24 protein-coding genes are annotated in these 24,669 nt (G+C 61.4%); 9 read left to right on the top strand and 15 right to left on the bottom strand.

Annotated elements, in window-relative coordinates; all coding sequences use genetic code 11:
- The first annotated feature begins 44 nt into the window (after positions 1–44).
- Complete coding sequence (locus LOY28_RS19495; RefSeq protein ID WP_018925434.1) at positions 45–908, top strand: LysR substrate-binding domain-containing protein; 864 nt, start codon at positions 45–47, stop codon at positions 906–908.
- Between the two features lie 102 nt (positions 909–1,010).
- Here the strand turns inward: LOY28_RS19495 and LOY28_RS19490 are convergent, their stop codons facing one another.
- Entirely contained in the window at positions 1,011–2,441 is a 1,431-nt protein-coding gene (locus tag LOY28_RS19490) for a type VI secretion system Vgr family protein (protein ID WP_258614491.1), read from the bottom strand.
- A gap of 232 nt (positions 2,442–2,673) precedes the next feature.
- Between LOY28_RS19490 and LOY28_RS19485 the strand changes: the two genes are divergently transcribed.
- On the top strand, positions 2,674–3,378 hold the full coding sequence (locus LOY28_RS19485; protein WP_007940960.1) for a YebC/PmpR family DNA-binding transcriptional regulator: 705 nt from the start codon (positions 2,674–2,676) through the stop codon (positions 3,376–3,378).
- Positions 3,379–3,446: 68 nt separating this feature from the next.
- Here LOY28_RS19485 and LOY28_RS19480 read toward each other — a convergent pair whose 3' ends face one another.
- The 9 genes from LOY28_RS19480 to LOY28_RS19440 form a co-directional block, all read right to left on the bottom strand.
- Positions 3,447–4,751 (bottom strand): leucine-rich repeat-containing protein kinase family protein, encoded by a 1,305-nt coding sequence (locus LOY28_RS19480; protein WP_018925436.1) that lies wholly within the window; start codon positions 4,749–4,751, stop codon positions 3,447–3,449.
- Positions 4,752–4,832: 81 nt separating this feature from the next.
- Positions 4,833–5,960, bottom strand: a complete 1,128-nt coding sequence (gene zapE / locus LOY28_RS19475) for a cell division protein ZapE (RefSeq protein WP_111454094.1) — start codon at positions 5,958–5,960, stop codon at positions 4,833–4,835.
- Positions 5,961–6,127: 167 nt separating this feature from the next.
- Positions 6,128–7,174: an ABC transporter substrate-binding protein gene (locus LOY28_RS19470; RefSeq protein ID WP_258612389.1), complete on the bottom strand. Its 1,047-nt coding sequence runs from the start codon at positions 7,172–7,174 to the stop codon at positions 6,128–6,130.
- An 18-nt stretch (positions 7,175–7,192) separates the two neighbouring features.
- Positions 7,193–8,308, bottom strand: coding sequence for an FAD-binding oxidoreductase (locus LOY28_RS19465; protein WP_258612388.1), 1,116 nt, complete (start codon positions 8,306–8,308; stop codon positions 7,193–7,195).
- The gene (locus tag LOY28_RS19460) at positions 8,305–9,660 is read right to left on the bottom strand and encodes an NAD(P)/FAD-dependent oxidoreductase (RefSeq protein ID WP_258612387.1); all 1,356 of its coding nucleotides are present in this window, start codon (positions 9,658–9,660) and stop codon (positions 8,305–8,307) included. The genes LOY28_RS19465 and LOY28_RS19460 overlap by 4 nt, the downstream gene beginning before the upstream one ends.
- Positions 9,657–9,947, bottom strand: a complete 291-nt coding sequence (locus LOY28_RS19455; RefSeq protein WP_018925441.1) for a (2Fe-2S)-binding protein — start codon at positions 9,945–9,947, stop codon at positions 9,657–9,659. The genes LOY28_RS19460 and LOY28_RS19455 overlap by 4 nt, the downstream gene beginning before the upstream one ends.
- 7 nt (positions 9,948–9,954) lie before the next feature.
- Positions 9,955–10,749, bottom strand: a complete 795-nt coding sequence (locus LOY28_RS19450; RefSeq protein ID WP_019580025.1) for an ABC transporter permease — start codon at positions 10,747–10,749, stop codon at positions 9,955–9,957.
- A 6-nt stretch (positions 10,750–10,755) separates the two neighbouring features.
- A complete protein-coding gene (locus LOY28_RS19445) occupies positions 10,756–11,625 on the bottom strand; it encodes an ABC transporter permease (protein ID WP_086945059.1) in 870 nt (289 codons plus the stop codon).
- Positions 11,622–12,647, bottom strand: a complete 1,026-nt coding sequence (locus LOY28_RS19440) for an ABC transporter ATP-binding protein (protein ID WP_258612386.1) — start codon at positions 12,645–12,647, stop codon at positions 11,622–11,624. Before LOY28_RS19440 ends, LOY28_RS19445 begins: the two co-directional genes overlap by 4 nt.
- Positions 12,648–12,890: 243 nt before the next feature.
- Here LOY28_RS19440 and LOY28_RS19435 point away from each other — a divergent pair, with 243 nt between their 5' ends.
- Positions 12,891–13,727, top strand: coding sequence for an IclR family transcriptional regulator (locus tag LOY28_RS19435; RefSeq protein WP_018925445.1), 837 nt, complete (start codon positions 12,891–12,893; stop codon positions 13,725–13,727).
- A gap of 12 nt (positions 13,728–13,739) precedes the next feature.
- On the opposite strand, the gene LOY28_RS19430 is transcribed toward LOY28_RS19435, so the two are convergent.
- Together LOY28_RS19430 and LOY28_RS19425 are read right to left on the bottom strand one after the other, a co-directional pair.
- Positions 13,740–14,492 carry an anti-sigma factor gene (locus tag LOY28_RS19430; protein WP_258612385.1) on the bottom strand — a complete coding sequence of 251 codons (753 nt, stop codon included), beginning with the start codon at positions 14,490–14,492 and terminating at the stop codon, positions 13,740–13,742.
- Positions 14,489–14,995, bottom strand: coding sequence for an RNA polymerase sigma factor (locus LOY28_RS19425; RefSeq protein WP_086945058.1), 507 nt, complete (start codon positions 14,993–14,995; stop codon positions 14,489–14,491). The genes LOY28_RS19430 and LOY28_RS19425 overlap by 4 nt, the downstream gene beginning before the upstream one ends.
- 295 nt (positions 14,996–15,290) lie before the next feature.
- Between LOY28_RS19425 and LOY28_RS19420 the strand changes: the two genes are divergently transcribed.
- The 5 genes from LOY28_RS19420 (at position 15,291) to LOY28_RS19400 (ending at position 20,762) form a co-directional block, all read left to right on the top strand.
- Positions 15,291–16,853: an amino acid adenylation domain-containing protein gene (locus LOY28_RS19420; RefSeq protein WP_111454088.1), complete on the top strand. Its 1,563-nt coding sequence runs from the start codon at positions 15,291–15,293 to the stop codon at positions 16,851–16,853.
- A complete protein-coding gene (locus LOY28_RS19415; protein WP_018925449.1) occupies positions 16,850–18,184 on the top strand; it encodes a membrane protein in 1,335 nt (444 codons plus the stop codon). The genes LOY28_RS19420 and LOY28_RS19415 overlap by 4 nt, the downstream gene beginning before the upstream one ends.
- 57 nt (positions 18,185–18,241) lie before the next feature.
- Positions 18,242–19,006, top strand: coding sequence for an enoyl-CoA hydratase-related protein (locus LOY28_RS19410; RefSeq protein WP_309475730.1), 765 nt, complete (start codon positions 18,242–18,244; stop codon positions 19,004–19,006).
- A 122-nt stretch (positions 19,007–19,128) separates the two neighbouring features.
- Positions 19,129–20,220: a catalase family peroxidase gene (locus LOY28_RS19405; protein WP_096479890.1), complete on the top strand. Its 1,092-nt coding sequence runs from the start codon at positions 19,129–19,131 to the stop codon at positions 20,218–20,220.
- A complete protein-coding gene (locus LOY28_RS19400; RefSeq protein WP_018925452.1) occupies positions 20,217–20,762 on the top strand; it encodes a cytochrome b in 546 nt (181 codons plus the stop codon). The genes LOY28_RS19405 and LOY28_RS19400 overlap by 4 nt, the downstream gene beginning before the upstream one ends.
- Here the strand turns inward: LOY28_RS19400 and LOY28_RS19395 are convergent.
- Complete coding sequence (locus LOY28_RS19395; RefSeq protein WP_258612384.1) at positions 20,655–21,986, bottom strand: MFS transporter; 1,332 nt, start codon at positions 21,984–21,986, stop codon at positions 20,655–20,657. The genes LOY28_RS19400 and LOY28_RS19395 overlap by 108 nt on opposite strands.
- Before the next feature lie 96 nt (positions 21,987–22,082).
- On the opposite strand from LOY28_RS19395, the gene LOY28_RS19390 reads away from it, so the two are divergent.
- Positions 22,083–22,529, top strand: coding sequence for a helix-turn-helix domain-containing protein (locus LOY28_RS19390; RefSeq protein ID WP_026286359.1), 447 nt, complete (start codon positions 22,083–22,085; stop codon positions 22,527–22,529).
- A 62-nt stretch (positions 22,530–22,591) separates the two neighbouring features.
- Here the strand turns inward: LOY28_RS19390 and LOY28_RS19385 are convergent, their stop codons facing one another.
- Both LOY28_RS19385 and LOY28_RS19380 read right to left on the bottom strand, forming a co-directional pair.
- Complete coding sequence (locus LOY28_RS19385) at positions 22,592–23,743, bottom strand: M14-type cytosolic carboxypeptidase (protein WP_018925455.1); 1,152 nt, start codon at positions 23,741–23,743, stop codon at positions 22,592–22,594.
- Positions 23,744–24,226: 483 nt separating this feature from the next.
- A complete protein-coding gene (locus LOY28_RS19380) occupies positions 24,227–24,568 on the bottom strand; it encodes a DUF6124 family protein (RefSeq protein WP_018925456.1) in 342 nt (113 codons plus the stop codon).
- Between the last annotated feature and the right edge of the window lie 101 nt (positions 24,569–24,669).

Raw genomic sequence — 24,669 nt, 5'->3', positions numbered from 1 at the left:
ATCAAATTGTTTGTTGTTATGCCAGCCATCAGTGAGAGTTATTCATGAATCTGTTCCAGCTGCGTGCCTTCGATGCCGTGGCCCGAGAGGGCAGCTTCACCCGCGCCGCCGAGCGCCTGTTTATCAGCCAACCGGCGGTCACCGGGCACATCAAGGCGCTGGAGGAGCACTACCAGATCACCTTGCTGCGCCGCACCGCGCGGCGGGTCGAGTTGACGGAAGAGGGCACCAGGCTCGCGGCGATCACCCGGGCAATGTTCGGCCTGGCCGAAGAAGCGCAGGCGATGCTGGAGGCCAACCGGCAGCTACTCACCGGGCGCCTGGAAGTGGCGGCGGATGGCCCGCACATGGTCATGCCGATGCTCGCCAGCCTGCGTGCGCGTTATCCGGGGATCACCGTGAACCTGCGGTTGGGCAATGCCCAGGAAACCCTCGCGGCGTTGCTGTCGGAGCATGCCGACGTGGCGGTGCTGACCGAAGTGGAGCCGCGCAAAGGGTTGCATCTGCAAGGGTTGAGCGAGTCGAGGATTTGCGCGTTGGTGCCCGCGGGCCATCCGTGGGCGCAGCAGTCGCAAGGGCTGCCGCTCAAGGCGCTGGATCAGGTGATCATGGTGCTGCGCGAGCCGAGTTCGATTACCCGGCGCACGTTCGACGAGGCGTGCGTTCAGGCCGGGGTCAATCCACGGGTGTTGCTGGAACTGGACAGTCGCGAGGCCGTGACCGAGGCAGTGGCCGCCGAGTTAGGCGTGGGCGTGGTGTCGTCGGTGGAAGTCAGCCACGACCCACGGGTGGCGGCGGTGCCGATCATTGGCGAGGGGCTGGTCAATCGGCACATGATCGGTTGTATGGAACGGCGGCGGGATTTGCGCTTGATACAGGCGTTTTTTGGGCTGGCGCCCGTCGGGTAGACCGCGGCGCGGCTATCGCGGGCAAGCCACGCTCCCACAGGTTTTGCGTCGTACGCAAGGTTGGCGGCCAGCATAAATTCCTGCGGGAGCGGCCCGGTAAAATCACGGCATGGGATCCGAGCGGTTGATCAGCCAGTCGAGCAGTAGATGCGCATCGCGGCGCGGCTCGGGAGCGGGACGGGAAGGCTGGAGGTGGCTCATGCCGGCACACAACACCGGCCGGTCCGGGTCGCTGTCGAGAAAACTGACCAACACTTCGGTGCCGGCCAAGGGCAGCCTGGACGGATCGATCCGACCGTCCGGTGCTGCGAGGGCGACCGGTAGCCAGAGCCCAACGGACTCATCCGCCTCGAACCCCGGTTTCGGCCACAAGCAGACCTGTATTCGGCCTTGCTCGTCGAGCGCTGCCGGCTGCCCGACGGGGCCCAGCACCCGGGCGGTCTGATAGCCCGGGATCCTCGGCCTGACCTGTTTGAGCCCCGGCCTGAACACCATTGACCAGGGAATGGCGGTGAAACGATTGCTGTAGCGCCGGGCCATGTCATGGCCGGGCTTGTCCTCGGCGAGAATCGACGGCTGCTGCCCATGGTGCTGGATGTCGGTGAGCAGCCACTGATCGTTGAAGCTCGAGAGCGGGTGCTGCGCCACTTGTACGATTCGTCCGCTGCGCAGCTCGTTCAGGGTGCTTTGGCCGTGGATCTGCCGGTGCTGGCAACGCAGGCGTTCCAGCGAGCGGCGGCCCAGCTGTTCGCGATGAAGCTGTTCGGGCGCAGGTCTTGCCGTAACCGGGCCCGTTCCGGTGAGCGGGTGGTTGGCCGCGCCGTCGCCGATCACGTGCGCGCCGCGGTTTCTGGCATCCCATTGTGCCGGGGCGGGGTCCGGGTCATGGCGCTGGAACAGTTCGCTGATCGCCGGCAAGAGCGGGTCGTTGAACACGTCGGCATGGAACGGCATCAGCAGCGGTTCCTGCGGGAAACTCAGGCTGTCATCGGCCAGGACCAGCACGTGCCCGTCGTGCTGATGTTCGAAGTGGAAGTGGATGCCTTCTTCTTCACACAGCCGCTGCATGAAGGCCAGATCGCTCTCATCGTACTGAATGCAAAAGGGCCGCAGCGGGTAGTGGCCGCAGGTCAGGTCGAAGCGATAGCTGTGCTCGGGCAGCTGATGCTTTTCCAGCAACTGACGCATGATCGCCGGCACGCTGAGACGATGAAAAACCCGACGCGAGCTGTGCAACTGAAGTCGTTGCAGATGGGGCGCCAGCACCAGTGAGTAGCCGACCCGATACGGGCCGCGATGTTCGCGGCTGACGCTGTGGATCACGCCGTGAATGCCCTGATCAGCCGACAGCCTCAGGAACGCCGGCTGTTGCAGCAACCGATCCAGGTTCATCGCCGGCGCGAGGCCGATCACCTCGATGTCGAATCGATAGGGCTGGTTGAGGCCCTCGCGGCCATTGAACTGCAACACCTGCAAACTCAGACCGCCGTCGAGGAGTGTCAGGGTGTAGGGGCTTTCCTTGTCGTTGTGCATCGAGCGCGCTTCTGCCTTGGAGAACGGGCGCAGAGGGTACGAAACCATAGCCCTGAAGCGTCACCGCAAATCGACTTTTCAGAATCGCCCTACAAACGCTGGTGAAGATGTCGACCCGTCGTGGGCTGAAGATGTTGGAATTTTTTGGTCGATTGGCATCTTTAGGCCGTATAAACTTGCGCTACGCGTCGGCCAATAGATGTCTCGGCGCCACAGATCAAGAGAGTGAGTAATGGGCGCACAGTGGAAGGTTAAACACAAAGAAGCGGCAGCCAACGCCAAGGGCAAGATCTTCGGCAAACTGGTGAAGGAAATCACCATTGCTGCGCGCAACGGTGCCGATACCGCCACCAACGCACACCTGCGTCTGGTGGTCGAACAGGCGAAAAAAGCCTCGATGCCTCGCGAAACCCTGGAACGCGCGATCAAGAAAGGCTCCGGCCAGCTCGGCGAAACCGTGCAATACCATCGCGTGACGTATGAAGGGTTCGCACCGCATCAGGTGCCGCTGATCGTTGAATGCGTGACTGACAACATCAACCGCACCGTCGCTGAAATCCGCGTGGCGTTCCGCAAGGGCCAGTTGGGCGCTTCCGGTTCGGTGGCCTGGGACTTCAACCACGTCGGCATGATCGAGGCGTCCCCGGACAGCCCTGACGCCGATCCGGAAATGGCCGCGATCGAAGCCGGCGCCCAGGATTTCGAGCCGGGCGAAGACGGCGCGACGCTGTTCCTGACCGACCCTGCGGACCTGGATGCGGTACAGAAAGCGCTGCCGGAGCAAGGCTTCACCGTGTTGTCGGCCAAGTTGGGTTATCAGCCGAAGAACCCGGTGAGCGGCTTGAGCGACGAGCAGATGGCAGAAGTCGAAGCGTTCCTCGAAGGCCTCGATAACCACGATGACGTGCAGGACATGTTTGTCGGGTTGGCGGGTTAAGCGGTTCTGACCGTTGTGATTTAACCTGTGGTGAGGGAGCTCCCTCGCCACAGGTTCTATATTTGCCGCTAGTTGAACGCGGCCATCTCCCGCACCACCTCACTGAACCCCGGCCGCGCCAACACATCCGCCTGACAGCAGCGCTGTTGTAAATTCTCTAACGCGACCCGCTGTTCAGCGCTCAACCCCGAGTCGATCCGCTCCAGCAATTCTCCCAGCAAAATCCCGAACGCCCGTACCTCGATCCGTTGCAGCGCGCGGCTTTCAAGGTTGTCCGAGGTGGCATGGAAAGATGCCGCGCCAAAATCCCCCAACAGACAATCGCCATGCTCGTTCCACAGAATGTTGTGGCCATAGAGGTCGCCGTGGGTGATGCCTTGACGGTGCAGGTGTTCGGCCACCGAGGCGATGCCACTGGCGATGCGCATTGCCACGCCGGCGCTGAACCGGGTGTCGTCGGCATAGATGTCGCGGGAGCAGGACGCCAGGCTCGGCAGGCTGGCCAGGTTGCGGTAGCTCGGATCGATCAGTTGCATCACCAGCCCGGCTTGCGCCTGTGGGTGCCCGACGATCCGCCCTTCGACCCGGATCAGGTTAGGGTGGATGCCGGCGGTGATGCAGGCGTTCATTTCGTGCAACGGCGAGCCGTCGCTGGTCATCTCGCCTTTGTAGAGTTTTACCGCGACCTGTTTTGTCTGCTCCCACAGCGCCTGATGAATGACCCCCGACGCGCCTTCGCCGAGTTTCTGCTCCAGGCTCAGCTCGGACCAGGGAATGCTCGTCGTGGCTTCAAGTGCGGCCGCATCGGCTTCGGTTTCCAATGGGTTACCGGCGTACGCCAGCCAGGTCAGGCCCGGCAGGGTCAGCAGCCATTCGGGAAGCTCGGTGAGCTGATTGGCGGCAATGCGGATCAGTTCAAGTCGATGACAGTGGCTCAGGCTCTCGGGCAAACGCTGTAAGCGGTTACCGGCGAGCATGAGTTTTTGCAGGTACGGGCGCTCGCCCAGTTCGGTTGGCAGATCCGTGATGCGGTTGTCGGTCAGGATCAGCCAGCGCAACAGCGGCGGCAGGGCGGCGGCCGGCACGTGTTCGATGGCGTTGGCCTTGAAACCGATCATTGTCAGCGCCGTACACTGGCCGAGGCAGGCGGGCAGTTCGGTGAACTGATTGTCCGAGCAGAACAGCACGCGCAAACGGGTCAGGCGGTGCAGATCGTCCGGCAGGCTGCGCAAGGCGTTGCCGCTGAGGTTGAGCACTTCCAGCGAGTCCGCCAGGTCGAAGATTTCCCGGGGGAATTCGGTCAGGCCACAGACCAGGTCCAGGCGGGTGATACCCGACAGTTGGCCGGCGCGCAGTTGTGCGAGGGTGTGCATAGGCAGGTTCGCTATTGATCTGAAGGAAGGCGCTGGGGCCTGGAAATGGGCGACATGATAGCGGGAAAGTGGTGGTGGCTGTCAGGCGAGTTCCCTGACTTCCAGTAACTGCCCCAGCCGGCTGCGCGTGCGCGCCAGGTCGATGGCATCGCCATCCAGGCATTCGCGCAATGACTGGTGGCCGAGCAGAATCAGGTGTTTGTCCTGGTCGTACAACACGTCGATCAGGTTGATGAAGCGTTGCTGGGCGGCGATTGAACAGCCGGCGAGGCTGGGCAGTTTGTCGATGATCCAGCGGTCGAAGCGCCGGCACAGTTCCAGGTAGTCCATGACGGCGGTGGGGTGTTCGCACAAGTCGGCGAAGGTGAAGCCAATGGTTCGCCCTTCGCAGTATCGGGCTTGAAGGTGTCGTGTCCCGACGGGCAGCCGAATGGGCGGTGCGTCGTGTTCGAGCAGGTGCAGCGCCTGACGCTGGCTCACCGTGGCCGGCCAGACGTACTGGCCCTGGGTAAACAGCTGCTGCGCACGGGGTCGCGCCTGACTGCGGTAATCATGGGGGCCGCCGACTTCCATCACCTGCATGCGCGTGTTGATCAGGTCGATCACCGGTTTGAAACGGGCATGGTAAAGCGGGTTGGGCAGTAAACCTTCCGGCGGGTAGTTTGAGGTCACCAGCAGCAGAATCCCCCGGCGAAACAGCGCCTTGAACAACCGCGTGATGAGCATCGCATCGCCGATGTCATGCACGTGGAATTCATCGAAACACAGCACCCGGCAGTCTTGCAGCAGTTCGTCGAGGGTGGTTGCCAGCGCATCGGGCTGATCGCGATGGCTGAACATGCCCTGGTGCAACTGCGCAAAAAACTCATGGAAGTGCAGGCGCTGTTTTGCCGTGACGGGGATGGCCTGGAAAAAACCGTCGAGCAGCCAGCTCTTGCCGCGCCCGACCGCACCATGGAGGTAAAGTCCGGGGAGTGGCGTCGATGACCCCGGCAGCGCCGACGCGTGCTGCGCCATGCAGTCGATCACGCGCAACTGGCTGTGGCTGAGGGTGTAGCCCTGAACATGGGCCTTGTGGCGGAAGTAGTCGTGGATCACCCGGCCTTGCGCGCTGCCACTGGATGGCGCCGCGAATGCCTTGCCGAAAAAACGGCGTAGCGCGGACCAGCGTGGTGTGAGTTGCGGACGGTTGGGCGGTCGTACGGCCAATGTGATGTCACCCCGTAATCTTCAGGCCGGCTCCCCCTGAGCCGCAGCGGCGTAGTTTAACCAAGTGGGTAATTTTCCTTCCACTGCTGCCGACCAAGCTTTTGTGTCGAGAAGGCTTTTGTGGCACAGGAGCTCGCCACAAAAGCCCTCTCACCTGATCTTCGAGGTTAGCGCTCGATACTGCGATTCCACCGGTCATTCCACGTCGGACGCTGTTCGTTGACCTGATCCCAATCGATGGCAATCGCCGTTTCCAGATAGTGTTTCATTGCCTCGACCTGACCGCGGGTCTTGTCGGTGGTTGGCGTATTCGGGTTCGACGGAATCTGATCGCCGTCTTCAAGCGCCGCAGCCTGTGCTTCAGGTGTCAGCAAGAAGGCTGCGAGTTTCTGCGCCAGTTCCGGTTGGGTGTTGTTGGCGATGGCGCATTCGGCCACGTTGAGCACCACCGAGCCTTCCTTCGGCTGCGCATATTCCACCGGCATGCCCTTGAGTTTCAGTGCGGTGACCTGGGTCGGGGTCAGCGGGAACAGCGCCGCTTCATCGGTCTGGAGCATTTCGGAGATTTTCGCCGAGCTCGGAATGTACTCCAGCACGTTGCGCCCGACGGTGTTCGGCCAGGCCTTGAACCCCGGTTCGACGTTAGTCTCGCTGCCGCCCTGAATCCGGTTGAACATCAGGAAACCGTGCAGGCCGAAGGTCGAGGAGGCCATCGACTGGAACACCAGTTTGTCCTTGAAGCGCGGATCGGCCATGTCCATCCAGGAGGTCGGCGCGTTCCAGCCCTTTTCCTTGAACAGCCGCGTGTTGTACGCCAACCCGGTAACGCCGAGGCTGACCGCCACCGCTTGATCCTTGATGCGGCCCTTGGGCGGAATCTGCGCCAGGGTCGGGCTGTCTTCGAGTTTGTCGCACAGGCCCATGGCAATGGCGCGGTACATGATGCCGTCGTCGAGGAACATCACGTGCAATTGCGGGTTGCCTTTGCTGGCCTGGACCTTGGCCAGAATATCGGCCGAGGTCCCCGGCACAATCACCACTTTGACGTTATTGGCTTTCTCGAAAGCCGGCAGCACCTTGTCGGCGTAGAGCCGCTCCATGGTCCCGCCGTTCATGCCCAGGTAAAGCGTCGGTTCGGCGTGGGCCTGAGTGACCGTGAGCAGGGCGCTCATGCAGGACAAACCGAGCAGTGCAGTGCGTTTGAGGTTATTCATTGGCGCGACCTTCCTCTATCAAGCTACGGAGATGGAGTGAAACCGGGTGATGGAAAACGCATCCAGCGGCGTCTTTGACGCGCCGCTACAGATGATCTCGGTGAGCGCCTGGCCCACCGCAGGCCCGATCTGAAAGCCCGCGCCGGCAAAGCCGAATGCGTGCAACAGACCGGGTTGCATGCTGCTGTGACCGATCACCGGTTGACGATCGGGCAGATAACCTTCGGTGCCGCTCCAGGTACGAATCGCCTGGGCGCCTTCAAGAAACGGGTAGAGCTCGACGGCCTGACGCAGGATCTCGATCACCGCGCTCTGGCCAGGTCGGGCGCGGGCACCATCAAGGGCAAAGCCCTGGCCGCCGCCCAACACACAATTGCCCCGCGCGACCTGACGGGCATAGATGCCGCCGCCTTCGACGCCGGTGCTGGCATTCATCACCAGCGGCAACGGCTCGGTGACCAGCATCGCCGGGTGCCCGGCGTGCATCGGCACCGCTTCACCGAATTGCGCGGCAAGGTTGCCGGCCCAGGCGCCGGCGCAGTTCAGCAGCCAGGGGGCGCGCAGTTCGAGGCCGGATTGAGTGCTGACGCGAAAGCGCTGACCATTGTGTTCCACCGCCGTGACTGCGCATTGCTCATGCACCTGCGCGCCATGCCGACGTGCCGCTTGGGCAAACGCTGGAGACACCAGGCGCGGGTTGGCGTGGCCATCGTCCGGGCACAGCGAAGCACCGACCGCGACGTCTCCGACCCACGGAAAACGTGCGCGCAACTCACTGCGGTCGAACAGTTGCAAATCAAGGCCGAACCCCTGGCTGCTGGCGGCGTAATCCTGCAAGGCATGCAGATCGTTGAGGCTGCGGGCGAGTTTCAGGTGACCGCTGCGCTGGTACTCACCGTCGATGCCGATCAATTGCGGCAGCTGTCCCCAGATTTCGTGGGCCCGTTGCGACAACGGCAATTGCGACAGCGGCCGGCCCTGACGACGCACGCCGCCATAGTTCACGCCGCTGGAATGCGAACCGCAAAAGTCCCGCTCCAGCAGTGCCACGCGTCGGCCGGCCTTGCTTAGAAACAGGGCGGCGGAGGCCCCGACAATGCCACCGCCAATGATGACCGCCTCGACTTCGATCATGGCTCGACCTCCAGACCGAACGGCAAGGGTTTGATCGGTGCCTGAGCCCGCAACCGACCGATGTCGGCTACTGAACGCTGACTTTCGCAGGCAATGATTTCCGCGGCGGCGGCCCCGCACATCCGGCCCTGACAGCGACCCATGCCGATCCGGCAGTGGGCCTTGACCCGGTTGATCTCCCAATGACCTTCGCGCACCACCTGGCGGATGTCGCCGGCGCGTACTTCTTCGCAGCGACAGATCATCAGGTCATCCGCAGCGTCGGTGGCCCAGCTTTCGGGGAAGGCAAAGGCACGCTCAAGGCCCTGGCGGAATCTGCCGATTGCTTTCAGCGACTGTTCCAGCTGGGTGGCACGTTGCGGCGGGAGCAGGTAACCGCTGTCTTCGAGCAGCGCCAGGGCTGCCCGTTCGCCAGCCATTTCCGCCGCGTCGGCGCCCATGATGCCGGCGCCGTCACCCGCCAGGTACACCTCGGCGACACTGCTGCGCCCGGCGCTGTCGCGCTGTGGCAGCCAGGCGCGGTTGAGCGGGTTCCAGGTGAATTCGCAGCCCAGCAGATCGGCGAGTTGGGTTTCGCTGCGCAGGCCATGGGCGAAGGCGACGGCGTCGCAGTCGATTCGATGTTGGCCTTTTGCGTTGCGCCAGATCAGCGATTGCACACGCTGTTGGCCATCGATGCCTGACAAGCTGGCGCCCTGATGCACCGGGATGCCGTGGGCGGTCAGCCAGGTGCGGTAATAGAGGCCTTTGGCGAGGGTAGCCGGTTGTGACAACAGACCGGGCAGGGCGCGGGCCTGAGCGCTGAACGGCGAACTGTCGAGCACCGCGACCACGTTGGCACCGGCCTTGGCGTATTGATACGCCACCAGGTACAGCAACGGTCCGCTGCCGGCGAATACCACGCGTTCACCAATGGCGCAGCCCTGAAACTTCAAGGCGATCTGCGCCGCGCCGAGGCTGTACACCCCCGGCAACGTCCAGCCCGGCACCGGCAGAATCCGGTCGGTGGCACCCGTGGCGACAATCACCCGGGAGAACGCCACGCGTATGGCGCGGCCCTCGTGCAAGGTGTCGAGCGCGTTGGCCTCGGCGTTCCATACCAGCGTGTCGGGGCGGTAATCGAGTTGTTTGCGCAGTGCGTCGATGGTTTGATGCAGCGCGTTGGCCTTGGGGGCTTCGAAGCCATACAACTTGACGGGCGAGCGCTTGAAGTTCATCGGCTGCCGCCGATAAATCTGCCCGCCACCGCGTGCGGCTTCGTCCAGCAGAACCGGGCGCACGCCATGCGCCACCAGCGTCTGCGCCGCACGAATCCCGGCGGGGCCGGCGCCGATGATCACCACCGCGTTCATACCGAGCGCCCCGGTTCGCGGCTGACCTGCTGGCCGGCTTCAAGCTGCGTCGAGCAGGCCCGCACCCGGCGGCCATCGCCCAGGCGTACCCAGCAGTCCTGGCAGGCGCCCATCAGGCAAAAGCCGGCGCGGGGTTCGGCGCTGAAGTCGCTGCCGCGCAGGTGTTCGCTGCAGGTCAGCACGGCGGTCAGCAGGGTGTCGCCGAGCAAGCCGCTGGCAGGCACGCCGTCGAGGGTAAAGTCCAGGGCCGGGCGGTCGCCTTCGGCCAGTCGTTTCAGCAGAGCCATGGCGCCCTCATTGTTTACCCACCAGAACCCGATCCAGGCCGTAGACCCGATCGAGCAGAATCATCGTCAGCGCGGTCAGCGCGATCACCAGGGCCGACACCGCCGCCATCATCGGATCGATGGATTCGGTGGCGTACACGTACATGCGCACCGGCAAGGTTTGCGTGGCCGGCGAGGTGACGAAGATCGACAACGTGACCTCGTCAAAACTGTTGATGAACGCCAGCAGCCAGCCACCGGCGACCCCCGGCAGAATCATCGGCAAGGTGATTTGCCGGAACAGCGTGAAGCGTCCGGCACCCAAGGATTGCGCGGCGTGTTCGGCGCTTCGGTCCAGGCCTATGGCCGACGCCAATACCAGCCGCAACACATACGGCGTGATTACCAGCACATGGGCGAAGATCAGCCAGGCGAAGCTGCCGTTGACGCCCATCAGCGCGAACAGGCGCAGCAACGCCACCCCCAGCACCAGGTGCGGAATGATGATCGGCGACAGGAACAGGGCGTTGAAAAAGTCCCGTCCGGGGAACTCGAAGCGGGTGATCGCCAGCGCCGCCGGCACCGCAATCAGCGTCGCCAGACTGGCCGCGCTGAAGGCCAGGATCAGGCTGTTGTAGAACGCATCGACAAAGTCCGCACGTTCGAACACGGCGCGGAACCAGCGCAGGGAGAAATCCGTGGTCGGCAGGCTCAGGGTGTTTTCCGGGGTGAAGGCGACGAGGCACACCACCACCAGCGGCGCGAGCATGAACAGCACCACCAGGGCATGGAACAGCAGGGCGAAAGGACCGTTTCTGGACATGACGAATTATCCCAATGACTTCTTGTAGCGGCCTTCGATCATTCGGTTCCACGACAGCATGATCAGCAGGTTGAGCAACAGCAGGGCCACGGCAATCGCGGCGCCCATCGGCCAGTTCAGCTCCGACAGGTACTGGTCGTAGATCAGCGTGGCGACCATCTTCAGCCGGCGTCCGCCGAGCAGGCCGGGAATGGCGAAGGAACTGGCCGCGAGGCCGAACACGATCAAGGTGCCGGAGAGCACGCCGGGCATGACCTGCGGCAACACCACTTTGCGTATCACCGTGAAGTGGCTGGCGCCCAGTGACAGCGCAGCCTGCTCGGCGGCCGGGTCGAGTTTTTGCAGCGAGGTCCAGACCGGAATGATCATGAACGGCAGCATCACGTGGACCAGCGCGATCACCACTGCGAACGGCGTGTAAAGCAGCTTCATCGGCGAGCCACCGAAGGCTTGCAAGGTCTGGTTGACCAGCCCGTCGGCGCCCAGCAACAGGCTCCAGCCGAACGCCCGCACCACCACCGAAATCAGCAGCGGCGTGAGGATCAGAATCAGGAAAATCGAACGCCACGGTGCGCCCATGCGACTGAGGATGTAGGCCTCGGGCACGCCGATCAGCACGCAGAGCAGGGTGGTCAGGGCGCTGATCCACATCGTGCGCAGAAAGATCTCGTAGAAGTACGGATCGCCCAGCAGGCTGCTGTAATGGGCGAAGGTGTAGGCGTCGCTGTTGATCCCCGAGCTGTAGTCGAAGACGTTCAACGACAACACCAGCGTCAGCAGCAGCGGGATCGCCAGCAGGCCGACGTACAACGCCAGGGCCGGCGCCGACAACACATACCCTTGGCGTCCCTGACGGATGGCGGCGAGCGTATTCATGCCGACACCTCGTCGACACTCAGCACCCGCAGCAGTGCCGCGTCCCAGTCGAGGCCGACCGCCGTGCCTTCGGCCAGTGGCGCCGAGCCGTCGTTGCGGCGCACCACGCAGAGTTCGCCCAGGGTTGTCGTTACGCCGTACAACCATTGGCTGCCGAGGAAGAAGCGGCTGGCGATCTTGCCTTGCAGACGGCCATGGCCTTTTTCCCGCAGATCGATTTTCTCCGGGCGCAGGCTTAACGTCAGTTCACCGTTGCCGGTGTTGCACACCTGAACCACGCCGGCGCCATCTCGCTTACCGGGCAGCAGATTGGCTTTGCCGACGAACCCGGAAATGAACTCGGTGCGCGGGTGTTCGTAGAGGGTGTAAGGGGCGTCGATCTGGGTGATGCGCCCGGCCTGCATCACCACCACCCGATCGCTGATCGACAGCGCTTCGGACTGGTCGTGGGTGACCATCAGCGTGGTGATCCCGACTTCGCGCTGGATGCGGCGGATTTCGAACTGCATCTCTTCGCGCAAATTGGCGTCGAGGTTGGACAGCGGTTCGTCGAGCAGCAACACCGGCGGCTCGATCACCAACGCCCGGGCCAGTGCAACACGCTGGCGCTGGCCGCCGGAAAGCTCTCGCGGGTAACGCTCGGCGTGCTGGTGCAGGCGAACCAGTTTCAGCACCCGGTCCACCCGTTGCTGCAACTCACTGTTGGGTACTTTGCGCATGCGCAGGCCGAAGGCGACGTTGTCTTGCACGGTCATGTGCGGGAACAGCGCGTAACTCTGGAACACCACGCCCAGGCCACGGCTGGCGGGTTTGGCGTGGGTGATGTCGCGACCGTCCAGCACAATGCGTCCGCTGCTGACTTCGACGAAGCCGGCGATCATTTGCAGGGTGGTGGTTTTGCCGCAGCCGGAGGGGCCGAGCAGTGAGACGAACTCGCCTTTTTCCACCGACAGGTTGGTGGCGACGACTGCGTCGATCTCGCCATATCGTTTGCCGAGGTTTTCAAGCTGCACAAAGGCCATGACTGCGCTCCACCTGAGATTGTTATGCGTCGCCAACGGCGCGCTTTTTTGTATGGGCAGATACGAAAAGATGTTGCGGGGGGTGTTGGCGCTCGACATGTGTCGGCTGCCGTTGTTGTTCGAATCGCCCCTGTATGGACGCAGAGTAGGACGAAGAATAGGATGGGCTCAATAACCTATTTCACTGAAGCGATGACTATTTTCAGTTTTATTCAGTGAGTAAATTTATTGATGAGAAATCAAATGTCAGATTCCACTGATCGGAATGAAAACAAAAATGAAGTCGGTGTCGGTGCGGTCTCAAGACTGTTTGCGGTGCTGCGCAGCCTGGGTGACACCGTCGAGGGCGGCGAACGCGTGACGCAACTGGCGCAGCGCATCGGCTTGTCGCAACCGACTACCCACCGCTTGCTGCGCAGCTTGATGGACGAGGGCATGGTCGAGCAGGACGCCCGCAGCAAACGCTATCGCCTGAGCCTGGAGTTTTTTGCCTTGGCGGCCCGCGCCGGCAATACCAACAACCTGCGAGAACTGGCGCGGCCGGCATTGCTGCGGTTATCGGCATCGCTGGGCGATTCGCTGTTTTTGCTGGCGCGCAGTGGCTTTGATGCGATCTGTCTGGACCGCAGTGAAGGGCCGTTTCCGATCCGCACATTTACCGGTGACATCGGCGGACGGGTGGCGCTCGGCGTGGGTCAGGGCAGCCTGGCGATTCTGGCATTCCTGCCGCAAGAGGAACGCGACACGGTGATTCACTACAACTTGCCGCGGCTCAAGGATTTTCACCTGTATGACGAAGTGTTCCTGCGCTCGGAAGTCGAGAATGTGCGCGCGCTCGGGTACGCCGGGCGCAACACCGGCGTGTTGCAGGGCATGGCCGGCGTGGCCGTGCCGATCCTCGATCGCGACGGCCGGGCGGTGGCGGCGTTGAGCGTAGCCACGATCAGTGATCGCCTGGGGCCGGATCGTTTGCCGACCGTGGTGGAAATGCTCAAGCGCGAAGCGGCGTTGATCGGGCCGCGGATCAACCCGTTCGACCCGCTGTTGCGCAGGCCTTCGCAGGTGTTTGGGCAGGGGTGACCACAACCCGGATCAGAACTTCAGTGTCTGCTTGAGCATCTGCGCCGCCGGTGTGTCACTCGGGCTGACCATCGCGTAGTTGTACCCGGCATCCGACCAATACTCGGCCTGCAGTTCGCCGTCGCTGCGGCTGCCGCGGGGCAGGAGGAAGTTTTTCGGTCCCGGCGGACGGACGTAAAAGCTGACTTTGTGGCCGCCCTGATCTTCGTAGACCACCATCGCTGCCGGCCCTTGTTCGGTACTGAGCAAACGGCCGCTGACCGGTTTGTAGCCTGCCCCCGCCAAGTTCGGCAGGCGATGGGCCTGGCTGAAATAGCGGTCGAGCCAGCCTTGCATATCGCCATCGTCGCTGACTTGGTAATCCGCCGGCAGCATGCCTTGCTGAGCAATCAGTCGGTAGGCCTGCATCGCATCGGCCATCGGCAGTGGGGGGCTGACCAGAGTCATCTCCCGCGCGTGCCAACCGCCCAATCCGCCGACGCTGACCGCAATCAACAACATCGCGGCACTGGCCAGATGACGGCGAGACTGGCGTTTGAGGCGCTGGCGAATCAGCGCCGGGTCAAGTTGCGGATTGGCCGGTTGCTGCAAGGCGCCGCTCAGGGCTGCGCGCAATTGTTGGGCGTCTTGCTGCCAGGCGCGTACTTGTGCGGCCACTTCGGCGTTGCCGGCCAGATAAATTTCCACTTGATGTCGGTCGGCATCGCTGAGTTGGTGATCGACGTAGGCGTGCAGGTCACGCTCGTTGGGAGGCAGGTTGATCATTTGAGTCTCCGCAGGGAAGGGCGGGTGATTTCGCCGTCGCTGAGCTGGCGCAAGGCCTGACGCGCGCGGGACAGGCGTGACATCACGGTGCCGATGGGGACGTCGAGAATCTCGGCGACCTCCTTGTAACTCAAGCCTTCCACCGATACCCAGAGCAGCAGCGCGCGCTGTTCGGTGTTGAGCTGATCGAAGGCTTGCAGGGTCGACTGGGCGATTACCGTGCGTTCTACCGAAGGCTGTGCATCGTCGCGCCCGGTAAAGAATTCGAGCATCCGCGCATACCGCCGGGAGCGGCGGTGGGCGTCGAGAAACTGCCGATAAAGAATCGAAAACAGCCAGGCCCGCAGGTCGCCCTCCGGACGTTTAGCGCTCCAATTCGACAGCGCTCGTTCCAGGCTTGCCTGCACCAGATCGTCGGCACTGCTGGGGTTGCGCGTCAGCGACACGGCGAAGCGTCGCAGCCTGGGAATGATTTCACGCAATTGTCCGTCGATGTTGTTCATGGAAAAGGCGTGTTCTCTGGCTGTGATGAATGGCACTGACAAGAAGGACGCCGGCTACCGTGGTTTATTCCTTCGTCGGGGAAAACTATTACTTATTTGTGTAGGAGATTTCTGAGGGGTTTGTAATCCATGTAATGGCATCGAACTTCGCGGCTCAACCCATGCAGCAAGCTCAGGCAGTCAGCCCAGCCTCTCACCAGGCTGCGCAGAACCACCCGTGCTTGAACGTAAATATTGAGCCTGAAGAGAATTTTTTAACATGCAAGAGTGCAAAATTTCCCTTGAGTCGGCATCGATGTGTTCGCTGCTTCCGGACAACAACACCCATGACGTGTGGCCGCAGTTCGGTCGTGGGCCGACGGTTGAGCCTGAGTATCTTCTGATCCATCACGCCATCGAGGCGCAAGCCGCCGCCAGACCTCAGGACATTGCCGCCCATTGTGAGGGCGAAGCCATCACCTACGGTGAACTGAACCGGCAGGCCAACCGACTGGCCACGCTGTTGCGTCAGCAGGGCGTCGCCCCGGGCGATCACGTGGCCTTGTTTGTGGAGCGTTCGATCCCGATGCTGGCGGGAATGTTGGCCGCATTGAAAGTGGGTGCTGCCTACATCCCTCAGCACGTAGGGATTACTCCCACCGCGCAATTGCGCCACATCATGGACGTGGCCTCGACGCGGGTGGTGCTGACACTGTCGAGCCTCGAGTCGCGAATTCCCCTGACGTCGCAGCAACACTGCATTTGCCTCGATGAGTTCATGGAGGTTGCGTCAACACCCGCTGATGACCTGAATGTGGCCTGTTCGCTGTCATCAACCCCGGACCGGTTGTGTTTCGTGCTGTTTACCTCCGGCACCACCGGCCTGCCCAATGGGGTTCGGGTGACCCACCGCAATGTGTGCAATATTTTGCTGACAGCCCCTGGCAATCTCGGCATGCGGCCTGGGCTCAAGGTCGGACAGATACTTAACATCGCCTTTGACATGGCGGCCTGGGAAATACTCGGGTGTCTGGCTCATGGTGCGACCTTGATGATCCGTGGCAAGGACATCGCCCAGACGGCCGAACAATGCGACGTGCTGATCGCTACACCTTCGATACTCGGCACACTCGATCCATTGCGTTGTCAGCAAGTCAAGGTCGTGGCCCTTGCCGGGGAGCCTTGCCCTCAGCCCCTGGCTGATCGCTGGTCCTCGTTCTGCACTTTTTACAATGCCTGCGGCCCGACCGAAACCACGATCGTCAACACCATGCAGCATTACAGGGGCGCAGGTGCATTGACGATCGGCAAACCCACGCCCAACAACACGGTGTACGTGCTGGATGAGGCGGGCCAGCTCTGTCAGGCGGGTGAGCAAGGTGAGATGTGGGCTGGCGGCGACTGTGTGACCGCCGGTTATTTGAGTAACCCGACGCTGACCGCCGAACGCTATCGGCCCGATCCGTTTCTGGGGCAGGGCCGGATGATGTTTCGCACACGTGATCTGGGGCGCTGGACAGTGAACGGCGAACTGGAACACCTGGGACGTGTCGATGATCAGGTCAAGGTCAGAGGGTTTCGGGTGGAGCTCGACTCTGTTTCTGCGGCTCTGGAGTCATCTGATCGCTGCGAGCGGGCGGTCACGTTGAAACTCGACAGTCGCCATCTGGTGGCCTTCGTCTATCCCGTTACCACGGACATCGATGATGCAAGACGGCGCTGTGAAGAGCGGCTTGCCTACTATTGCGTCCCTTCGCTGATCCTCGCCGTGGAGCACATTCCGCTGACCTCACGCGGCAAGGTCGACAAACGCTTGCTGCTGGAGTGGGCGATGACGCACCAGGCCGACGCGACGACCCGGCAAGGGGTGGGCGCATGAAGGGGGGGAATCCGGATACCGCGCTGCCGGTCAAGCGCGTGCTGTGGCGGCGATTGGGGACGTTGCCGATATTCTCGCATTACAACCGCCTCGTAGCGCTGGTGCTTGCACTCAATATCGCGGCACTGGCGCATGGGTTGACCGCCGGGCAGTGGTGGACATCCACGGGGATAGTCCTTGAGGCGCTGTCGGGATTGGTGGTGGCGAATCTGTCGCTGGCGATTTTGATTCGCCAGCAATACATCATCAATCTGCTGTTCTGGCTGGCAACCCGGGCGCCTACTTCCTGGCCGCTTGCGATACGCCGCTCACTGGCCAAGGTTTACCACTTCGGCGGCTTGCACAGTGGCGGGGCGCTGGCGGCGATTGGCTGGTTCGCGGTGTTGATCGGCTCCCTGGCCTGGCATTGGACTGAAAGCTTGGGCGGCGTTTCCCTGGCGCTGCTCGGGGTGAGCACCGGGTTGCTGGGGATCTTGCTGCTGGTGGCCGTCATGGCTCACCCGCGGATTCGCGGGCGTTTTCACAACGGCTTCGAGCGAATGCACCGCTTTGGTGGGTGGACCGCACTTGCCCTGTTCTGGGTATGGAGCGTTCTGTTTACCCGGGACCAGAACCCGCAGGCCTCCGTGAGCGAGGCGCTGTCGACGTCGGTGGCATTCTGGATGCTGATTGTGCTGACGTTCAGCATCGCCTTGCCATGGTTTCGTCTGCGCAAAGTGCCGGTGCAACTGATCAGGCCTTCTTCTCATGCGGTAATAGCCCGTTTTGACCATGTCACGCCGTTTGCCGGCTCCTCCAACGCCATCAGTCTCAACCCGCTGATGGAGTGGCATTCCTTTGCCAATATTCCCGCACCGGGTGAAGCGGGTTTTCGCCTGATCATTTCCCGGGCAGGTGATTGGACCGGCGAGTTCATCGAGCAAATGCCGACGCATGTCTGGGTCAAAGGCATTACCACCGCTGGCGTGGCGCACATCGAAACCCTGTTCAAATCGGTGGTGTACATCGCCACGGGCAGCGGCATCGGCCCGGTGTTGCCCCATTTGTTGGCCAGGCAAGTACCGATACGGCTGGTCTGGTCGACCCGCAGCCCGCGAAAAACCTACGGTGACGAACTGGTGGAAGAGATCCTGCGGGCCAATCCTGATGCCTTGATCTGGGACACCGATGTGCTCGGCAAGCCAGACCTTGTGCAACTGGCTTATGACGCGGTTTGCTCGTTCGGTGCCGAGGCGGTGATCTGCATTTCGAACCAGACGCTCACCCAGCGAGTGGTTGAGGAAATGGAGGGGCGGGGCATTCCGGCGTATGGCGCAATCTGGGATTCCTGAAGTGTGCCAAGAGCGTTTTTTCATTCAAACATTTCACATCTATTTAATGAGATCACCATGCACACATTGATCGAACGTCATGATCGAGTCGTATTGATTCGTCTTAATCGGCCGCAGACCAGGAATGCTTTGAGTTCGGCCCTGATGCGCGAACTGCTGGACACCTTGCAACGGCTAGACCGCGACCCCGGAGTCGGCTGTTTCGTGATCACCGGGACAGCGGATTTTTTTGCGGCGGGTGCCGACATCAAGGAGATGTACGGAAAATCTTACCTGGACATGGTCCATGAGGATTATTTCGCCGATTGGGAAGCCTTTGCCGCGTTGCGTACGCCCAAGCTGGCCGCTGTTGCCGGTTATGCATACGGTGGCGGCTGTGAGTTGGCCATGATGTGCGATCTGATCTTTGCTGCCGATAACGCTCGTTTTGGCCAACCGGAAATCAGGTTGGGGGTGATGCCTGGAATGGGCGGGACCCAACGTCTCACGCGCCTGATCGGCAAGTCGAAGGCCATGGACATGATTTTGACCGGACGCTCGATGTCGGCCGAAGAGGCCGAGCGGGCAGGATTGGTGTCGCGGGTCATCGTTGCCAGCGATCTGCTGGAGCAATCCTTGGCCGCAGCGCAGATCATTGCCGGTTTCGCCAAAACCGCCACACTGGCTGCGCGAGAAGCAGTGGACCGGGCACTGGAGTCAGGATTGCGCGATGGCCTTCTTTTCGAGCGAAGAGTGTTTCATGGTTTGTTTGCCACGCAGGGGCAACAGGAAGGTATGCAGGCTTTTTTGCAGAAGCGTGAGCCGAGTTTTAACCCGGTTTGACCAACCTTGAGGATTCGTCGCTAGCGGTGCTTTGAAAGAAACTACAGTTCAGGGGGAATAATCCTACGTGACGTTCGTCTCATAGCTCTTTCCCCCTGTGGCCTACGGCCCCGGAGACTTTCATGGTTGATCGCTCATCTACAACAGGGCCGTCTCGGCCGCCCCTGAGCACCGCGAGCCTGACGTTGCGCCTGACCGGCATTGCCGTGGTGGTCGCCGCGCTGGCCGGGGCTTTTGCCTACGTCAACGGCACACTCGACCCACAGCGCCTGACGCCGAAAGCGTTGATCAATGTGCTGGAGAAAAACAACGGCGTGCACCCGGGGTTCCGTCGTAACCACGCCAAAGGGGTGTGCGTTATCGGGCATTTCGAGAGCAGCGGCCAGGTGCGCGAGTATTCCAGCGCCCAAGTGTTCAATGAAGCGCGGACCCCGGTGGTCGGGCGTTTCGCGCTGCCTGCCGGCAACCCTTACGCACCGGACAACAGCGTGCCGATCCGCAGCCTGGCGTTGCGCTTTACCCAGGCCAACGGTCAGCAGTGGCGCACCGGGATGAACAGCATGCCGGTGTTCCCGGTGGGCACGCCCGAGGCGTTCTATCAGCTGCAACAGGCGCAGTCACCGGACCCGGCCACCGGCAAACCGAATCCTGCGGCGGTGCCGGCGTTCTTCGGTTCTCACCCGGAAGCCGCGCCGTTTCTTGCCTGGATCAAGACTGCCAAACCTTCTGCCAGTTATGCGACCGAGACGTATAACAGCGTCAATGCGTTTTACCTGGTGAACGCAGCGGGGCAGCGGCAAGCGGTGCGTTGGAGCATGACCCCGGTTGCTCAGGATGCGGCGGGCGCGACGGCACCGGAGGGCGCTGACTTTCTGGAGAAGGATCTGGTTCAGCGTTTGTCCGCCGGACCGCTGCGTTGGCAGTTGAACATCACCCTGGCGAACTCTGGGGACCCGGTCAACGACGCGAGCAAGGCCTGGCCCGGCGACCGAAAAGTTGTGAACGCCGGCACTCTGGTGCTCGAAAGCACCCAGCCACAACTCAATGGCGAGTGCCGTGACATCAACTACGACCCACTGGTATTGCCCAGCGGTATCGAAGGCTCCGACGACCCGCTGCTCGCCGCTCGTTCAGCGGGCTATGCCAATTCCTATCTGCGTCGCACCAGCGAAGTGAATCAGTTGCCCAACGCCAAGCAGGAGGCTCATCAATGAGCGCTCAACCGAACCATTTCGCTCCCCTGGCGCGGCTGCTGCATTGGCTGATGGCGCTGATGATCATCGCGATGCTGTTCATCGGCGCCGGCATGGTGGCCTCGGTGTCCGAGCGTCACGAGTGGTTGATCCACCTGCACAAACCGTTGGGCATCGCCATTCTGCTGTTGGTGGTCGTGCGTCTGGCCGTGCGTTTTTCGACCCGGCAACCACCGCTGCCGGCGGACTTGCCGGGTTGGCAAGTGCTCGCGGCGAAGGCTTCGCATGTCTTGCTGTACGCCTTGATGCTGATTTTGCCGCTGCTGGGCTGGGCGATGATATCGGCGGCTGGTGATCCGGTGATGCTCAGCAGCTCGTTGCAACTGCCGTCGATCCTGCCGGCGAATGCGCAGGTGTTTGCATTCCTGCGCAAGGCACATAGGTATCTGGCGTATCTACTGTTCCTGACCGTGCTGCTGCACCTGGCGGCGGCGTTGTTTCACGGTTGGGTGCGCCGCGATGAGGTGCTGGACAGCATGTTGCGGGGCAGGGACCGTGGGTGAGTCGGGGGACTGCCGATAACTGTGGCGAGGGGGCTTGCCACAGGTGTTGGGTGTTTTGGCGGCGAGCGTCAGCCACCAATAGATCAACGCTACGGCGCTGATGCCCGCACCCAGCCAGCACACCGCGATCCAGCCGCCCCAGGCATACATCGCCGTCGAACCGATAGAGCCCAAGGCGCTGCCGATCGAATAGAACAGCATGTAGCCGGCGGTGAGTCGGCTTTGCGCTTCGGGGCGCACGCTGTAGATCATGCTCTGGCTGGTGACATGGACGGCCTGCAAACCCAGATCCAGCGTAATCACCCCGAGCAGCAGCGCCCACAGCGAGGATTGAGTGAGGGCGATGGGCAGCCATGAGGCGAGCATCAGCAACAACGACAGTCCGCTGGTCCATTGACCCAGGCCACGATCGGCCAGATGTCCGGCGCGAGCAGCGGCCAGTGCGCCGGCAGCCCCGGCCAGCCCGAACAGTCCGATTTCGGTGTGGGACAGTGAAAGCGGCGGGGCGCTCAACGGCAATACCAAAGGGGTCCACAGCACCATGGCACTGGCGAACGTCAGCAGGGCAAGGATGGCCCGTTGACGCAACACCGGTTCTTCCTTGAACAACGTGAAGACTGAGCCGATCAACGCGCCGTAAGCGCTATCCGGTCGCGCGTCTTCGTGCCTGGGCAGTACTCGAAACAACAGCAGCGCCATCACCAGGGTCAACCCGGCGGACAGCAGATAAATCGAACGCCAACCAGCCAGGTCGGCCATGCCGCCGGCCACCGTTCGTGCCAATAGAATGCCGACGACAATGCCGCTGGTGATCACGCCTACCACACGTCCACGTTGCGCCGGGATGGCCAGCGTCGCGGCGTAGGCCACCAGGACTTGCGTCACGACCGCCATTAACCCGGTCAGCGCCATGCCGAGCAACAGCCAGGTGCTGCTCGGCGCTAACGCAATCATCAACAAGGCCAGTGCCGACAGCAGGGTTTGCAAGACGATCAATCGGCGGCGGTTGAGCAGATCCCCCAGAGGGACCAGCAACAACAGGCCCACGCCATAACCGATCTGAGTGAGGGTGATGATGATACCGATGGTTGCCGGGTCCATGGCGAAGGCTTCGGCCATGGCATCGAGCAATGGTTGTGCGTAATACACATTGCCGACGGCCAGGCCGCAGGCGACGGCAAACAGCAGCACCACGGCGCCGCTTAACGGGTGGTCAGGTTTCATCACAGGCTTCCTTGTGTGGTTGCAATATAAAACCAGTTGTACGGTAAGGATTCTGGTTTTATATTGCAACCACATTGGTTGCCGGCGGACGTGGTCATGGTTAAACGTACAAGCATGGAAGGCGCCGAATGCCCGGTCGCTCGTTCACTGGATGCGATTGGGGATTGGTGGTCGCTATTGATCGTGCGCGATGCGTTCGATGGTCTGCGACGCTTCGGTGAGTTCCAGCGCAATCTCGGCATGGCCAAGAACATTCTTTCGGCACGCCTGCGCACATTGGTGGCCCACGGGATTTTCGATCTGGTGCCGGCGTCGGATGGCAGCGCGTATCAGGAATATGTGCTGACGGAGAAGGGCCAGGGCTTGTTCCCGTTAATCATCGGGTTGCGGCAGTGGGGCGAGGCGTTTTTCTATGAGGCGGGGGAGGCGCATTCGCAGGTTGTCGATCGTGAGAACGGTCGACCGGTGCGGCCGCTGGAATTGCGCGCCGAGGATGGGCGGCTGTTGGGGCCCCAGGATTGTGTGCGGATCCCGGCTGAGTAAAACATCAAAAAATCGCAGCCTTGCAGGAGCTGCGAAGGCTGCGATCTTTTGTCCAAGGGTGATCAGCGCAAGGTATCGACCATGTCGGCAATGGTCGTCAGCACATCCTTGCCCAACTGCTTCGAACGCTTACCAGACCAGCCGGTCAGCGCATTCGGCGCGTCGTTGTTGTCCTTGAAGGGCATTTCAATGGTAAAGGACAGGCAGTCGAACTTCTGACCGACGCTGTTGCAGGCCAGGGTCATGTTGGCTTTGCCCGGTTCGTCGCGGGTGTAGCCGTGTTTGGTCTGAAAGTCCTTGGTCAGGTGCTTCAGATGGCTGCGGAAGCGCTCTTCGAGTTTTTCGATCCGCGGTGTATAGCCGGGGTTGCCTTCGCAACCGGCGGTGAACACGTAGGGAATTTCTTCATCGCCATGGATGTCGAGGAACAGGTCGACGCCGTATTTTTCCATTTGCTGCTGAACGAACAGCACTTCCGGGCTGATTTCCTGGCTGGCGTTCTGCCAGGCGCGATTCAGGTCCTGGCCCATGGCATTGGTGCGCAAATGACCGTGGAAGGCGCCGTCCGGGTTCATGTTCGGCACCAAGTACAGGTCGGCGCTGGCCAGGAGCTTATTCAGCACCGGGTCGTCATGTTTTTCCAGGCGTTCGATCACGCCTTCCATGAACCATTCGGCCATGTGTTCGCCGGGGTGTTGCTGGGCAATGATCCAGACCTTGCGCTGGCCTTCGCCGCCAGTTCCTTTGCGCAACAACTGGATGTCACGACCTTCAACGCTCTTGCCGGTGGCCAACAGTTCGGTGCCGGCCTTGGTCAGTGCCTGTTCGATCAGCCAGTCGTGACGGCCACGGCTGTAGGGTTCGAAGTAGGCGAACCAGGCATGGGTGGCAGTGGCTTCAAGGCTGAAACGCAGGCAGTCGCCTTCGAAGATGGTCGGCACCCGGAACCAGTTGACGTGGTCGTAGGACGCCACCGCCTGATAACCATCCCAGGCCTTGTTGTATGAGGATTTGCTGGCGTTGTTCAGACGAAACCAATGCTCCTGACCCACATGCAGGCCGCTGGCCTTGAAATGGAACCACTGGAAATGCTGGCTGCGAGTGTCTGGCCTGATGGCCAGCAATGCTTGCAGAGGATTGCTGATGTCCAGCACATCAATGTTGCCGCTGTCGAAGTTAGCGCTGATGTCGAAAGAAGATTTAGCCCCGGCCATAATCATTTCCTGAATACGATTTTTATGGCTGCTACTTTACACGCAAGAGGGGGAGAAACCGGGGGAAATTACGGGGGGTAAAAGGGGGGGCGTCCTCCTTGACGCCGATGCAGCTTAGAGACTGCGCAATTGATTCTCAAGTGCTATTTTCGTTAGTTTGGCCCAGTGCTGCCGGGCTTCTCTTGGCAGTAGATATTCTTTTGATATCATCCGCGCCAATCGAATTTTGCAGCACCTACAGACTTCATTAGCCTGAAGCCAAAGCCAGCCTGACTGGCAAAAAAAGACCCGGCAAAAAGCCGGGTCAAAAACCGTGATTAGCCTGATGAGGAGATAGTCCAGGAGTCCGACCTAAGGTCTCTTGGTCTATCGACTGATCTCGCGACCAGTTGATTCAATAATAATCATTATCATTTGCAAGTCAAATGTTTCTACCTGCGCGATTGGAAAAATTTTCCTGTCCTCCTCCAATATGCTCCCGCCTCAATTGTTCTGATTGCCCTCCAGGGCCCGTTCGACCATCGCCTTGGCCATGTCGATCATGTGCACCGTCGAAAACGCCAGATCCCGGCTTGCGCCCTGCAGTTGGTTGGCTGACTCATGCGCGGTGGCAACGGCGCACCGCAGCAGATCCGAAGCATGGACCAGCGCCTCTTCGCTGCTGATGTTACGGTTCACATCAAAGAAACGTTCTTCGCTGGCTACTTCTGACACAGCTGGTTTCAAGTAATAGTCCAGTGCGCGCTGCGCCGCGGCAGAGCCTTTTGGCGAGGTGAGGCTGGTGTCGATTTGCATATCGGGCAAGGTATTGCTGGGGATGGTCATGACGATGGCGAGCTCCGTGAGAAATTCAAATCCGTGAGCCCAGCTTAGTACTTACTGTATTTGTGTCTTCAGTTTTAATACTACAATTTGTGTTTTGATGG

The sequence above is a fragment of the Pseudomonas sp. B21-017 genome (assembly GCF_024749245.1).
Taxonomy (GTDB): domain Bacteria; phylum Pseudomonadota; class Gammaproteobacteria; order Pseudomonadales; family Pseudomonadaceae; genus Aquipseudomonas.
This window is presented reverse-complemented; position numbering and strand designations above follow the sequence as displayed.